Genomic DNA, 14,080 nt, shown 5'->3' on the forward strand with positions numbered 1-14,080 from the left:
TCGGGAGGTCGCCATGTCGCCGCGCCGCGCCGGGTCGCTCGCGGCCGGAGTGCTCCTCGCGGTCGCCGCCTGCGGGGGTGGGGAACCGGCGGAGTCGGCCGGGGAGCTGCTCGAGCGCGCCCGGACCACCCTCGACCAGACGCAGGGCCTGCACTTCGTCCTCACGAGCGAGGGCGCCCCCTCGACGGGGTCGCACCTGGCCGGCGGTGAGGGGGACATCGCCCGGCCGGCCTCCTTCGACGGGACCCTCCAGGTGCTGGTCAACGGCTCCGCCCTCGACCTCGCGGTCGTCTCGGTCGACGGCACCGTCTACGCCCAGCTGCCCTTCACCAGCGGCTTCAGCGTCATCGACCCCGCCGAGTTCGGCTTCGGCGACCCCGGTGCGCTGCTGGACCCCGACACCGGCATCTCCCAGCTCCTGGCCGGCGCCGACGACGCCGAGCTGGGGGAGGAGCGCCGGGTGGACGGCGAGGTGGTCCGCGAGGTCACCGCCTCCCTGCCCGGGGACCTCGTGGAGCAGGTGCTGACCAGCGAGGACCCCGGCCGGCCGGTGCAGGCGCGGCTGTCGGTGGTCCCCGAGAGCGGCGAGCTGCGCCGGGTCGAGCTGACCGGCCCCTTCTTCACTCCCGACGACGCCACGTACATCCTCGAGCTGAGCGACCCCGGGGCCGATGTCGACATCACCGCGCCACCCACCGGCTGACCCGGCCGGCACCCGGCCGGCGGGACCCGGACTGCCGCTGGTCGTCCTCGCCGCCCTGGCCGTGCTCGTCACCGCGGCCGACACCTACGTCGTCGTGCTGGCGCTGCCCGACATCCTCACCGGCGTCGGCGTGGGCATCGACGAGTTGCAACGGGCCACCCCGATCGTCGGCGGGTTCCTGCTCGGCTACACCGCGACGCTGCCGCTGCTGGGCCGGCTGGCCGACCTGCGCGGCCGGGTGCCGGTGCTGGTCGGCTGCCTGCTGCTGTTCGCCCTCGGCTCGCTGCTCACCGCGACCGCCGTCGACCTCGGTCCCGCCGTCGCCGGGCGCGGGCTGCAGGGCATCGGCGCCGGGGGGCTGGTGCCGGCCACGCTCGCCCTGGTCGCCGACCGCTGGCCGCCGGAGCGGCGCGCCGTGCCCCTCGGCGTGGTCGGCGCGGTGCAGGAGGCCGGCGCCGTGCTCGGGCCGCTGGCCGGCGCCGCGGTGCTGGCGGTCGCGGACTGGCGGGCCGTCTTCTGGCTGAACCTCCTGCTCGGACTGCTCCTGGCGGCCGGTGCGCTGGCCACCGGGCGGGCACGCCGCCCGGAGCCGGTCGGGCTCGCACTCGCGGCGCTGGCCGCGGTCGCGGCCGGGCTGCAGCTCGCCGAGCCGGCCGCCCTCGCCGAGGACGTCACCCTGGGCCTGCTGTACGTGCCCTTGGTGCCCGCCGTCCCCGCGTCGACCCCGCTGGTGGTGGTCGCGGTGCTGGCCGGTGCCGCACTCGTCGTCCGCAGCGCGACCACCCCGGCGGGCGCGGTGCTGCCGGTCCGCGGGCTGCGGCGCCTGGCCGGCGAGGTGGACGTCGTCGGGTCGGCCCTGGCCGTGGTGGCCCTCGGCAGCCTGGTGTGGGCCTTCGCCGCGGCCGACCCCGGCACCGAGGTGGTCGCCTCCGGGTGGCTGCTCCTGCCGCTGGCCGCGGCGGCGGCGGTCGCTTTCGTGCTGCACGAGCGGCGGGCGGCCGACCCGGTGCTGCCACTGCGGGCGCTGCGCCCGGTCGGTGCCTGGGGCGCGCTGGTGGTCAACCTGCTGGTGGGCGTGGCGCTGGTGGCCGCGCTGGTCGACGTCCCGCTGTTCGCCCGGGCGACCACCACGCCCGGTGACCAGCTCGGCGCCGCCCTCGTCCTGCTGCGGCTGCTGGTCGCCGTCCCGGTGGGCGCGGTGGCCGGGGGCTGGCTGTGCCGCGTCGTCGCGCCCCGCCTGGTGGCCGGCGCCGGCATGGCGCTGGCCGCGGGCGCCTTCCTGGCGATGACCGGCTGGGACGAGCGGTCCCTGGACGGCGTCGCCTCGACCGTCGTGCTGCTCGCCGCGGGGCTGGGCTTCGGGCTGGCCATCGCGCCGGTCAACGCGGTGCTGCTGGGTGTCACCGGGGCCGACGTGCACGGCAGCGCCAGCGCGCTCGCGGTGGTCGCCCGGACCGTCGGCATGCTGGTCGGGCTGTCGCTGCTGACCGCCGTGGCGCTGCGCCGGTTCACCGCCGAGGTCGCCGCGATCGGCTCGCCGCTCACCCTCTGCCCCCGGACGCCGGCCGACTGCCCGGCCTACGACGCCGCGACCGACGCCGCCGTCCTCACCCAGCTGCAGACGGTCTTCGCCGGAGCCGCCGTCGCGGCCGCGCTGGCGGCGGTCGCCGCGCTGCTCCTGCTCCGGCAGACGGTCGCTGCGTCCCGGGAGCGCTGAGGGCGCTCGTGGAGCTCCCGCAGCCCGGACTCCCGGTCTACGGTCCCCGCGAGGGGAGGCCGAGTGGAGACCGGGCAGCTGCGGATCAGCCTGCTGGGTGCCTGCACGGCGTCGTACGGGGACGCGCCCCTCGACCTCGGCGGCCCCCGGCAGCGCGCCGTCCTCGTCGTCCTGGTCCTCGCCCGCGGCGAGGTCGTGCCCGTCGAGCGGCTCACCGGGGCGGTGTGGGGCGACCGGCCGCCGGCCGACGCCGCCGGCGCGCTGCAGGCCTACGTCTCGCACCTGCGCCGACGGCTCGAGCCGGGCAGTGCGGCGCGGGCCCGCTCGTCGATCATCGTCAGCGGGGGCCGCGGCTACGCGGTACGGCTGCCCCCGGACGCCGTCGACGTCTGGCGGTTCGAGCGGCTGCTCGAGCGGGCGGCGACGGCGTCGGCGGCGGAGACCGTGCAGCTGGTCGGCGAGGCGCTCGGCCTGTGGCGAGGCCCGCCGCTGGCCGAGTGGTCCGACGAGCCGTGGGCCGAGCCGGAGATCGCCCGGCTGGTGGAGCTGCGGGCGGTCGCCCGCGAGCGGCTGGTGGCCGCCCGGCTGGAGCTCGGCGAGGCCGCGCTGCTCGTCCCCGACCTGGAGACCATGGTCGCCGACGAGCCGCTGCGGGAGGAGCGATGGCGGCTGCTGGCGCTCGCCCTCTACCGGGCGCACCGGCAGGCCGACGCGCTCGGCGCCCTGCGCCGGGCGCGGGCGACGCTGGCCGACGAGCTCGGGGTCGATCCGGGCCCGGCGTTGCGCGAGCTGGAGCGGCAGGTGCTCGTCCAGGCGCCGGAGCTCGACGTCCCGGTCCGGCGTCCCCGCGCGCCGGACGGCCCGGCGCCGGCCGCGGCGCCCGTCGCCGACGACCTGCTCGACCGCGAGCACGAACTGGCCGCCGTCCGTGCCGCGCTCGACGACCTCGCAGCGGGTGAGCCACGGCTGCTCCTCATCGAGGGGCCGGCGGGCATCGGCAAGACCCGTCTGCTCACCGAGGTGCGGAGGCTCGCGGCCGAGCGCTCCGTCCGCGTGCTCACGGCCCGCGGCAGCCCGCTGGAGAAGACCTTCGGCTTCGGGGCGGTGCGGCAGCTGTTCGAGCCCCAGCTCACCGATCCCGCCCGCCGGGCCGCGCTGCTCGCCGGCGCCGCGGCCAGCGCCCGGGGCGTCTTCGACCCGATGGGCGGGGACTCGCCCGACGGGTCGTTCGCCGCCCTCCACGGGCTGTACTGGCTGGCGGTCAACCTGACCGTCGACGGTCCACTGGTGCTGGCGATCGACGACGTGCAGTGGTGCGACAGCGCCTCCCTCCGGTCACTGGCCTACCTCGTGCGGCGGCTGGACGCGGTACCGGTCCTCGTCGTCGGCACGGTCCGCACCGGCGAACCGCACGAGGACGAGGAGCTGCTGGCCGACCTCGCGCTGGAGCCGGTCGCCGTCGTCCTCCGGCCGGCGACCCTCTCGCCCGACGCCGTCACCGAACTGGTGGGACGGCGCCTGGGGGAGCCGGTCTCGCCCCTGTTCGCCCTCGCCTGCCACGGCACGACGTCGGGCAACCCCCTGCTCCTGCGGCAGCTGCTCCGCGGCCTGGAGGCCGACCGGGTGCGGCCCGACGCCGCCCACGCCGACGTGGTCGTCGCCGTGGGGTCCCGCGCGGTGTCGAGCATGGTGCTCATGCGGTTGCGCCGGCTCGGCGGTGCCGCACCGGTGGTGGCCCGTGCCGCGGGCGTGCTGGGTGACGGCGCGCCGCTGCCGGTGGTGGCGGCGCTGGCCGGACTGCCGGAGCAGGAGACCGCCGCGGCCCTCGCCGCGCTGGCGCGCGCGGAGATCGTGAAGGACGAGCAACCCCTGGCCTTCGTCCACCCGCTGGTGCGGGAGTCGGTCTACCGCGACCAGCCCGCGGCGGAGCGGGCACTGCGGCACGAGCGGGCCGCCCGGCTGCTGCGCGCGGCCGGCGCGGCCGACGAGCAGGTGGCCGCGCACCTCCTGCTCGCTCCGGTCCGCGGCGACGGGGCGGCCACGGAGGTGCTGTGCTCCGCGGCGCGGACGGCGGCCGAGCGCGGTGCCGCCGACAGCGCGGTGACCTATCTGCGGCGGGCGCTCGACGACCTGCCCGCCGGTGCGCAGCGCTGCGACCTCCTGCGCGAACTCGGCCTGCTGGAGTCGCTGGTCGACGGCGCGGCGAGCACCGGGCACCTGCTGCAGGCCTACGAGCGGCTCGAGGACCCGGCCGAGCGCGCCGACGTCGCGGTGGCGATCGCCCGGACCCAGGTGTTCGCCAGCCCTCCCGGCGCGGCCACCGCCTTCGCGCGGCAGGCCGCCGAGGCCCTGCCCGGGGAGCTGCACGACCACCGGCAGGCGTTGCTGGCCATCGAGCTGGTCAGCGGCTACATGCACGCCCTGGACCCGGCCGTCTGGCGGCACCCGGTCCCCGACCCCGACGGCGCGGGCCACGGTGCGCAGATGCTGGCCGCCGCGCTGGCCTACGACGCGACCATCGAGGGCGCCGACCGGGAGCGGGCCGTCCGGCTCGCGCGCTCGGCCCTGGAGGGCGACCGGCTGTGGGCGGTGGACCACGGGTTGTTCTGGGTCATCGCCGCGATCATCCGGATGCTGGCCGACGACGACCTGGGGGACTTCTGGGCGCGCGCCCGTGCCGAGGCCCACGCCCGGGGCTCGCTGTTCGCGGTCCTCTCCACCAACCTGTGGCAGGGCTTCTGGCACTGGCGCCGGGGGGACCTGGCCGAGGCCGACTCGTGCCTGACCAACGCGCTCGACGAGAGCCGCATGTGGGGTGGTGCGGGCATCGCACCGCCGTTCGCCCTGGCGTTCCTGATCGGCTGCCACCTGGACCGCGGTGACGTCGCCGCGGCGCGGGCCACGGCCGACGCGGCCGCCGGGTCCGGGCCGGCGGTGGGCGACGGGGGCCGGCTCCTGCAGCACGCGATCGCCCGTGTCCTCACCGCCGAGGGCCACCACGAACGCGCGCTCACCGTGCTGGACGCCGTCCCGGCTCCGGTGCCCGTGCCCAATCCGGTGTGGAACCCGTGGCGCAGCACCGCGGCGCTGGCCCTGCGCGGGCTGGGCCGCACCGGCGAGGCGATCGCGGTGGCCGAGGAGGAGGTGCGGCTGCTGCGCCGCTGGGGCGCGCCCAGTCACCTGGGCGCGTCGCTGCGGCTGCTCGGCGAGGTGCGCGGGGCGGAGGGCGTGGCCGAGCTGCGGGAGGCGGTGGCCCTGCTGGCCACGACGACGGCTGCCGTCGACCTCGCCCGCGCCCGGTGCACGCTCGGCGCCCGGCCGGAGGTGCCCGACGACGAGGCGGTGCCGTTGCTGCGTGCGTCGATGGCGGAGGCGCACGCCCGGGGTGCGCTGGGGATCCGGGAGCGCGCGCGGGAGGCGCTGCGGGCCCGGGGCTGCCCCGACGCCCTCCACGGGGAGACCGTCCGCCCGCCGACGGTGACCGAGCGCCGGATCGCCGAGCTGACCGCCGCCGGGCTGGGGATCCGCGAGGTGGCCCAGCAGCTGTTCCTCACCCCGGGCATGGTCCGGTCGGTGCTGGAGAAGGCGCCCGCCGACGGCCTCAAGTCCCTCTCAAGTCCCCCCGGCGAGGCTCGTGCACCGGCAACCGGGAGGACCCCGTGACGCAGCAGCAGATCGCGACGGCGCCGCGGGCCCGCGCCGAGCCGTTGCGTGGGCTCTGCGGGGGCTCGGTGCAGCTGCCGGGCGATCCGGCCTACGACATGGCCCGCTCGCCGTGGAACCTCCAGGTGCGCGACCACCCGGCGGCCGTGGCCTATCCGGCGTTCCCCGACGAGGTGGCCGAGGTGCTGGTGGCGGCGGCCGGTGCGGGTCTCCGCGTCGCCGCGCAGGGCACCGGTCACGGCGCTCCGCCGCTCGAGGGGCGGCTGGGTGACGCGGTCCTGCTGCGCACCTCGGCGATGACGGAGCTCGCGATCGACGCCGAGCGCCGCACCGTGCGTGCGGGGGCCGGCGTGCTGTGGGGCGACCTCGCCGACGCCGCGGGGCGGCAGGGTCTGGCCGCGCGGCACCCGTCGTCGCCCGACGTGGGGGTGGTCGGTTACTCGCTCGGCGGGGGCATCGGCTGGTACGCCCGCAGGCTGGGTCTGCAGTGCAACGCGGTCTCCGCCGTCGAGCTGGTGCTGGCCGACGGCAGCTGCGTGCGGGCCACCGCCGACTCCGAGCCGGAGCTGTTCTGGGCGCTGCGCGGCGGGGCCACTCCGGTCGGCGTCGTCACCGCGCTGGAGTTCGCGCTCTTCCCCCTGGAGACCGTCGTCGCCGGGCACCTCTCCTGGGACTGGACGGCGGTCGAGCGGGTCCTCCCGGCGTGGGTGGCCTGGTGCGCGCAGGCGCCGGAGGAGGTCACCACGGCGTTCCGGCTGCTCGACGTCCCCGCCGACGAGCTGGTCCCGGCCGAGCTGCGTGGCCGGCGCATCGCGATGATCGACGGCGCCGTGCTGGGCGACGACGCCTCCGCCGCGGAGGTCCTCGCGCCGCTGCGCGCGCTGCGGCCGGAGTTCGACACGGTCGCCCGGGTGCCCGCCGCGTCGCTCGTCCGGCTGCACCTCGACCCCGAGGGGCCGACGCCCGCCTACGCGAGCAGCACGCTGGTCTCCGGCCTGCCCGACGCCGCGATCGCCGCGATCGTCGAGGCGGTGGGTCCCGGCTCGGGAACGCGGCTGGCCGCCGCGGAGCTGCGCCAGCTCGGCGGGGCGCTGGCCCGACCCGACCCGGACGGCGGGGCGCTGGCCGCGCTCGACGGGCAGTTCCTGGCGCTCGGTCTCGGCCTCGGGGGCGGGGACGACGGCGACTGGGCGCGCCAGCGCGAGGACGCGGGCCGCTTCCTGTCCGCCCTGGAGCCGTGGGCGACCGGGCGGCAGTACCTCCCGATGCTCGACGCCCGCACCGACACCCGGAAGGTCTTCCCGCCCGGCGTGCACGCGCGGCTCTCCGCCGTCCGCCGCGCCGTCGATCCCGGCGACCTCTTCCTCGCCGCACACGACCAGACCTGAGGCCGGTCTCAAGCGCGGCTGCAAGCCCGCCGCAGCCTCCCGTCAAGGCCCCGGATCCACGGTTGCCCCACCAACCAGATCCAACCTGGAGGACCCCGTGACCCTCACCCTCGACGCCCCCTACGTCGACTCGGAGATCTCGTTCGACGCCCTGCGCGCCGAGCTGACCGGCTCCCTGCACACCCCGGACGAGCCGGAGTACGACGCGCTCGTGAGCCCCTGGAACCTGGCCGTCCCGATGCGGCCGGCCGCCGTCGTCGCCGTCGGCACGGCGGAGGACGTCGTCGCCGCCGTGCGCTTCGCCGGCGCGCACGGATTCACCGCCGGCGTGCAGGCCACCGGCCACGGCGCCGAGCGGTCGCTGGCCGGCCACCTGCTGGTCCTCACCCGCGGACTGGACGAGGTCACGGTGCACCCCGAGGGCTGGGCCCGCGTGGGCGCCGGGGTCAAGTGGTCGCAGCTGGTGCCGGTCGCCGCCCGGTACGGCCTGGCCGGCGTCAACGGCTCCACCACCGACGTCGGCATCGTCGGCTACACCACCGGCGGCGGTGTCGGCCCGATGGCCCGGACCCACGGCATCAACGCCGACCGCGTGCGCGCCTTCGAGGTCGTCACCGGCGACGGCGTCTTCCGGCGGGTGACCCCCACCGAGTACCCGGACCTCTACTTCGCCCTCCGCGGTGGCAAGGGCGCGGCCGGGATCGTGACCGCCATCGAGTTCGACCTGATCCGCATGCCGGAGTTCTACGGCGGGGCCGTCTACTTCGACGGCGCCGACGCCGCCGCGGTGATCGACCGGTGGCGGGGCTGGGCCGACGCCCTCCCGGAGCAGGGGACGACGTCGTTCGTCGTCTTCCAGCTGCCCCCGATGCCCGACGTCCCGCCGCCGCTGGCCGGCCGGATGACCCTGGGCGTCCGGTTCCTGTGGACCGGGGAGCCGGAGGAGGGCGCGCGGCTGCTGGACGAGCTGCGTGCGGTCGCGCCGGTGATCCTGGACGACGCGGAGCTGCGTCCCTACACGGAGATCGACCACGTGCACGCCGACCCCGTCGACCCGATGCCGGTCGTCGACCCGGCGATCCTGCTGAACGGCTTCCCGGCCGAGGCGGCCCAGCGGCTGCTCGCCGTCGCCGGCCACGGCTCGGGCTCCCCGCAGGTGCTGGTGGAGGTGCGGCACCTGGGTGGCGCCTACGCCCGCGAGGGGCAGCACCCCAGCGCCTTCAGCCACCGTGCGGCCAGGTTCAGCGTGCTGGCCGTCGGGATGGCGGTCGACGAGGCGACGGCCGCCGGTGCCCTGGCGCACGCCGACCAGGTGTTCGCCGCGCTGGCCGACTGGGACACCGGTGGGGTGTGGCCGAACTTCGGCATCCCGCACGACGCCGTCTCGGCCCGCCGCTGCTACGACGAGCCGACGTTGGCGCGGCTCCGCGAGGTCGTCGACACCTACGACCCGCAGGGCGTCCTGCAGGCCGGCTACTACACGCGGGCGGCCGGCTGACCGGTCGCCCGGCCCCGGCTGCGTCGATCACGGGGTCGTTGCCGGCGACACGGCGGGAGACGCCGTGGAACCCGACGACGACCCCCTGATCGACGGGCCGGCGGGGTCAGGAGTCCAGCACCAGCCGGAGCTCGTCGCGCAGCGCCGGGAGGTCGACCCCGCGGTCGTACAGCACCTTCATCGCCAGACCCGCACCCTCGCGCAGGAGGCCGAGGAGGATGTGCCCGTCGGTGATGCTCCGCGACCGCATCGCCAGTGCCTCCCGCAGCGACAGCTCCAGCACCTTCTTGGCCCGCGGGGTGAACGGGATGTGCCCCGAGGGCTCGCGGGGGTCGCGCGGCGCGTCCAGCGCCCCCGGCCCGAAGGTCGCCTCGACCGTGGTGCGGACGGCGTCCAGGTCGATGCCGACCGACGTGAGCGCCGCGGCGTCCAGGTCGTCGCCGGCGAGGGGCGCCAGGGCGTCGACGACCACCTGCCGGGTGATCCCGTGCCGGCCGAGCGCCCGGGCTGACGTCGTCCCCGGCTGGGCCAGGAGGCCGAGCAGGAGGTGCTCGGTGCCGATCCGCCCGTGCCGCAGCGCCCGGGCCTCCTGCTGCGCCCCGACGACGACCTCGCGGGCCTCGCGGGTGAACCGTTCGAACATCCCTCAGTCCTTCCGCCGGAGCGGCCCGCGGCCGCGCGCGTACTTCTTGTGCACCGCCTGGCGAGTGACGCCCAGTTGCTGCGCGATCTGCTCCCAGGTCCAGCCCTGGTCGCGCGCGTTGTCGACCTGGAGTGCCTCCAGGCGCTCGACGAGGACCCGTAACGACCGGACCGCCTTGAGGCCGACCGACGGGTCCCGGCTCGCGGCGGCGGAGGCCACCTGCGTCGTGTCCGTCATGGCTGTCAACCTATGTTGCTTCCGCGGTCGTGTCAACTGCAGTTGACGCCGGGGAGCCGGGTCAGGTGGGGGAGTACACCTCGTGATGGGTCACGGTGACCTCGCGGTCGACGAGCCAGCGGTCGTCCTCGGGGTAGAACACCGCCCGGGAGACGTCCTCACCGGCGAACCCGCGGACCACGTCCAGGCTGTCCCACAGGCTCAGCGTGACGATCTCGGTACGACCGTCCGCGAGGTCGCGGGTCAGCAGGTGCGCACCCCGGTTGCCGGGGGTGCGGCGGTAGTGCGCCATCCCCGTCTCCTCGACGTAGGCGGCGTAGGCGTGGCGGTCCTCGGTGCGCACCCAACCGCGCCACATCCGTGCGATCACCGCGTCACCTCCGGGCTACAGGGTGAAGACGATCTTCCCGGCGGTGCGGCCCTCGAGCATCCGCTCGAAGCCCTCACGGGCCTGGGCCATGGGCAGCTCGACGTCGATGACGGGGCGGATGCCGGTCACCCGGCACATCTGCACGAGCGACTCCAGCTCGTCGCGGGTGCCCATCGTCGAGCCGATCACCGACAGCTGGGTGAAGAAGACCCGGTTCAGCTCGGCGCCGGGGTTGAAGCCGCTGGTGGCGCCGCAGGTGACCAGCACGCCGCCGGGGCGCAGCGACTTGATGCTGTGGCTCCAGGTCGCCTCGCCGACGGTCTCCATCACGCCGTCCACCCGCTCGGGCAGCCGGGCACCGGTCTCGAAGGCCTGGTCGGCGCCCAGCGCCAGGGCGGCGGCGCGCTTGTCCTCGCTGCGCCCGGTGACCCACATCCGGTACCCGGCGGCGCGCCCGAGCGCGACCAGGGCCGTCGCCACCCCGCCGCTGGCGCCCTGGACGAGCACGGTGGCGCCCGGCCGCAGTCCCGACTTCACGAACAGCATCCGGTAGGCGGTCAGCCAGGCCGTGGGCAGGCAGGCGGCCTCGGCGAAGGACAGCTCGGCCGGCTTCGGCACGAGGTTGCGGCGGGGGACGGCGACCTGCTCGGCCATCGTGCCCTGGTGCAGCTCGGAGAACAGCGAGCGCTTGGGGTCCAGGGTCTCGTCGCCGGTCCAGCCCGGAGTGGCCACCACCCCGTGCACGACGACCTCGTTGCCCTCGGCGTCGATGCCGGCCGCGTCGGTGCCCAGGATCATCGGCATCCGCTCCTGCGGCAGTCCCACCCCGCGCAGGCTGAAGAGGTCGTGGTGGTTGAGCGAGGCGGCCTTGACCTGCACCGTGGTCCAGCCGTCGGCCGGCTCCGGCGCGGGGCGCTCACCGATCTCCAGCACGGAGAGCGGGTCCTTCGGGGCGGGCGTGGAGACGAAGGCAGCGAGCATGGTCGGACGCTAACCGAGCCGCCGACCAGCGGCGACGTCGGCCCGCGCGCGAGGGGGTAGGCGGCGGTGCAGCCGTCCGGGACCATCGCGGCCGACGGGTCGCCGCCCGCGGCCCGCTGCCGGGAGGACTCCGACGATGACGGTCCCCGCATCGCAGCCCGCGCCGCTGGTCGACGAGGCGAACGCCGAGCAGTTCCGGGCCTGGAACGGCGACGACGTCGAGCACTGGGTCACGCACGTCGACCGCTACGAGGCGGCCAGCGCCCGCTTCGACCGGTGGCTGCTCGACGCGGCCGCCATCACCGCTCCCGATCACGTGCTCGACGTCGGGTGCGGCGCCGGGGTCTCCAGCGCCGCCGCTGCCCGCGCGGCGGTGGACGGGCACGTCACCGGCCTCGACCTGTCCGCGCCGCTGCTGGCCGTGGCCCGGCGCCGAGCCGAGGCGGCCGGCCTGACCAACGTGACGTTCGTGCAGGGCGACGCCCAGGTGCACCCCTTCGAGCCCGCGGCGTTCGACGTCGTCCTCAGCCGGTTCGGCGTCATGTTCTTCGCCGATCCGCCCGCCGCGTTCGCCAACCTCGGTGCGGCCGTCCGGCCGGGGGGACGGCTGGCGATGCTGGCCTGGCAGGGGATGGCGCGCAACGAGTGGCTCGGCATCCTGTTCGAGACCCTGGCCGCCGGTCGGTCGCTGCCCGAGCCGCCGGTCGGTGCTCCCGGACCGTTCGGCCTCGCCGACCCGGACACCGTGCGCCGCCTGCTCACCGGAGCCGGGTTCGTCGACGTCGACCTCGCCGACGTGCGCGAGCCCGAGCGCGTGGGCGCGGACGTCGACGACGCCTACGCCTTCATGAGCTCCCTCGGCCCCACGAAGGGGCTCCTCGCCGGCTTGGACGAGCACGACCGTGCGTCGGCACTGTCCGCGCTCCGCGCCCGGCTGGCCGACCGGGCGGGCCCGGACGGGGTGCTGCTGGGCGCCGCGGCCTGGCTGGTGACCGCGCGGCGCGGCAGCATCGACGCACGACGCTGACCGTCCGCTCCCGCTCCCTGGCCCTCGCTGCGATGCTCCTGGGGCTCTCAGCGGACGACGACGACGTGCTCCCCGCGCGGCACGAACTCGCCGATGACCGGGGCGCCGGGCACCTCGCCGCCCAGCAGCAGACCACCGGAGGTCTGCGCGTCGGCGAGCAGCAGCGCCTCGTCGTCGGAGACCGCGGACAGGTCGGTGTGCGGCCGCACCCAGTCCAGGTTGCGCCGGGTGCCACCGGAGACGAAGCCGTCGGCCAGGGCCTGGCGCGCCCCGGTGAGGTAGGGGACGGCGGCGGCGTCGACCACGGCGGTCACCCCGCTGGCCCGGGCCATCTTGTAGAGGTGTCCGAGCAGCCCGAAGCCGGTGACGTCGGTGCCGGCGCGGATGCCGGCGTCGACGGCCGCGCGGCCGGCGTCCCGGTTGAGCGCGGTCATCGAGGCGACTGCCTCCTCCGACACCTCGCCGGTGGCCTTCATCCGGCTGTTGAGCACGCCCACGCCGAGGGGCTTGGTGAGCGACAGCGGCGTCCCGGCCACCGCGGCGTCGTTGCGGACCAGCCGGTCGAGGTCGACCAGACCGGTGACCGCCATCCCGTACTTGGGCTCGGGGTCGTCGATCGAGTGCCCGCCGCCGACGTGGCAGCCGGCCTCCTGGGCGACCTCCAGCCCCCCGCGGAGCACCTCGGCGGCCAGTTCCGCGGGCAGTACCTCGCGCGGCCAGCCGAGCAGGTTGACCGCGACGACCGGCGTGCCGCCCATCGCGTAGACGTCGGAGAGCGCGTTCGCCGCCGCGATCCGGCCGAACGTGTACGCGTCGTCGACCACCGGCGTGAAGAAGTCGGTGGTGAGCACCAGGCCCTGCCCGCCGGCGATGCGGACGACGGCGGCGTCGTCGCCGTCGTCCAGCCCCACCACCAGCTCGGCGTTCGGGCTGGAGGGGCCACCGGCGGTCAGCCCGGCCACGACGGCCTCCAGCTCGCCGGGCGGGATCTTGCAGGCGCAGCCGCCGCCGTGCGCGTACTGGGTGAGCCGGATCGTCGCGGGAGCGGTCGTCACGCCCCGACCGTAGTCGCGCCCGGACCGGCTCAGCAGCGCGTTCCCGCCGCACGGGAGATCCCCGGCTCTCGACAGCCCGCCGGTCGGACCCCGAGCATGACGCCCGGATCCCGGGAGGTCGCCGTGCCCCGACTCGTCGTCGCCGTGCTCCTGCTCCTGGTCGGCTGCTCCTCCTCGGGCGGCGCGTCCGCGGACCGCCCGCCGCCCGCCGCCGCGACGACGCCGTCGGCCGGCCAGACGTCGGTGGCGGAGGCGACGCCGGCGGGGCGGACCGCGGAGCCTTCGGGCCGCCCCCGGTCACCGTCGTTCGACCAGGCCCTGCACGACGAGCTGATCGCCATGCTCGAGCGCGACCAGAGCGGACGCACCGGCGGCCCGGACCCCGAGGGCGACGCGGCCCGGACCGCGCGCCTGGCCGAGATCCTGGACACCCACGGCTGGCCCACGTACGCCCTCGTCGGTGAGGACGGCGAGGACGCCGCCTGGGCGGTCGCCCAGCACTCCGACGCCGACCCCGCGTTCCAGCGGCGGGCGCTGGAGCTCCTGCGGCGGGCCGTGGCGGACGGCCAGGCATCGCCGGGCAACCTCGCCTACCTCGAGGACCGGGTCGCGGTCGGGGCCGGACAGCCGCAGCTCTACGGCACCCAGGTCGGCTGCGGTCCCGACGGCCCGGTCCCGGCCACCCCGATCGCCGACCAGGCCGCGGTCGACGAGCGACGGGCCGCCGCGGGGCTGGACCCGCTGGCCGACTACCTCGCCGAGATGACCACGATCTGCGCCGAGGAGTGAGACGAGCGG

At 76.5% G+C, this 14,080-nt stretch carries 12 protein-coding genes; 7 read left to right on the forward strand and 5 right to left on the reverse strand.

Features of this window, described 5'->3' with window-relative positions; all coding sequences use genetic code 11:
* Window positions 1–13 precede the first annotated feature (13 nt).
* The 5 genes from GCU56_RS20720 to GCU56_RS20740 all read left to right on the forward strand — a co-directional run bounded on the left by GCU56_RS20720 (window position 14) and on the right by GCU56_RS20740 (window position 8,969).
* Window positions 14–703 carry an LppX_LprAFG lipoprotein gene (locus GCU56_RS20720; protein ID WP_163483832.1) on the forward strand — a complete coding sequence of 230 codons (690 nt, stop codon included), beginning with the start codon at window positions 14–16 and terminating at the stop codon, window positions 701–703.
* The gene (locus GCU56_RS20725; protein ID WP_163483835.1) at window positions 672–2,420 is read left to right on the forward strand and encodes an MFS transporter; all 1,749 of its coding nucleotides are present in this window, start codon (window positions 672–674) and stop codon (window positions 2,418–2,420) included. The genes GCU56_RS20720 and GCU56_RS20725 overlap by 32 nt, the downstream gene beginning before the upstream one ends.
* Window positions 2,421–2,483: 63 nt before the next feature.
* Entirely contained in the window at window positions 2,484–6,083 is a 3,600-nt protein-coding gene (locus tag GCU56_RS20730) for a BTAD domain-containing putative transcriptional regulator (RefSeq protein WP_163483837.1), read from the forward strand.
* The gene (locus GCU56_RS20735) at window positions 6,080–7,471 is read left to right on the forward strand and encodes an FAD-binding protein (RefSeq protein WP_163483839.1); all 1,392 of its coding nucleotides are present in this window, start codon (window positions 6,080–6,082) and stop codon (window positions 7,469–7,471) included. Before GCU56_RS20730 ends, GCU56_RS20735 begins: the two co-directional genes overlap by 4 nt.
* Before the next feature lie 97 nt (window positions 7,472–7,568).
* Window positions 7,569–8,969, forward strand: coding sequence for an FAD-binding protein (locus tag GCU56_RS20740; protein WP_163483841.1), 1,401 nt, complete (start codon window positions 7,569–7,571; stop codon window positions 8,967–8,969).
* Window positions 8,970–9,075: 106 nt separating this feature from the next.
* Here GCU56_RS20740 and GCU56_RS20745 read toward each other — a convergent pair whose 3' ends face one another.
* The 4 genes from GCU56_RS20745 to GCU56_RS20760 form a co-directional block, all read right to left on the reverse strand.
* Window positions 9,076–9,612: a Clp protease N-terminal domain-containing protein gene (locus GCU56_RS20745; protein WP_163483843.1), complete on the reverse strand. Its 537-nt coding sequence runs from the start codon at window positions 9,610–9,612 to the stop codon at window positions 9,076–9,078.
* Window positions 9,613–9,615: 3 nt separating this feature from the next.
* A complete protein-coding gene (locus GCU56_RS20750) occupies window positions 9,616–9,849 on the reverse strand; it encodes a helix-turn-helix domain-containing protein (RefSeq protein ID WP_163483845.1) in 234 nt (77 codons plus the stop codon).
* A gap of 61 nt (window positions 9,850–9,910) precedes the next feature.
* Window positions 9,911–10,219 (reverse strand): hypothetical protein, encoded by a 309-nt coding sequence (locus tag GCU56_RS20755; RefSeq protein WP_345771982.1) that lies wholly within the window; start codon window positions 10,217–10,219, stop codon window positions 9,911–9,913.
* Window positions 10,220–10,234: 15 nt separating this feature from the next.
* A complete protein-coding gene (locus GCU56_RS20760; RefSeq protein ID WP_163483848.1) occupies window positions 10,235–11,200 on the reverse strand; it encodes a zinc-binding dehydrogenase in 966 nt (321 codons plus the stop codon).
* Between the two features lie 136 nt (window positions 11,201–11,336).
* Here GCU56_RS20760 and GCU56_RS20765 point away from each other — a divergent pair, with 136 nt between their 5' ends.
* Window positions 11,337–12,227, forward strand: coding sequence for a class I SAM-dependent methyltransferase (locus GCU56_RS20765; RefSeq protein WP_163483850.1), 891 nt, complete (start codon window positions 11,337–11,339; stop codon window positions 12,225–12,227).
* Window positions 12,228–12,274: 47 nt separating this feature from the next.
* Here the strand turns inward: GCU56_RS20765 and selD are convergent, their stop codons facing one another.
* Window positions 12,275–13,282: a selenide, water dikinase SelD gene (gene selD / locus GCU56_RS20770; protein ID WP_163483852.1), complete on the reverse strand. Its 1,008-nt coding sequence runs from the start codon at window positions 13,280–13,282 to the stop codon at window positions 12,275–12,277.
* Window positions 13,283–13,378: 96 nt separating this feature from the next.
* Between selD and GCU56_RS20775 the strand changes: the two genes are divergently transcribed.
* Entirely contained in the window at window positions 13,379–14,071 is a 693-nt protein-coding gene (locus GCU56_RS20775) for a DUF6624 domain-containing protein (RefSeq protein WP_163483854.1), read from the forward strand.
* Window positions 14,072–14,080 lie beyond the last annotated feature (9 nt).

Source organism: Geodermatophilus sabuli, from assembly GCF_010686765.1.
GTDB classification, from domain to species: Bacteria; Actinomycetota; Actinomycetes; order Mycobacteriales; family Geodermatophilaceae; genus Geodermatophilus; species Geodermatophilus sabuli_A.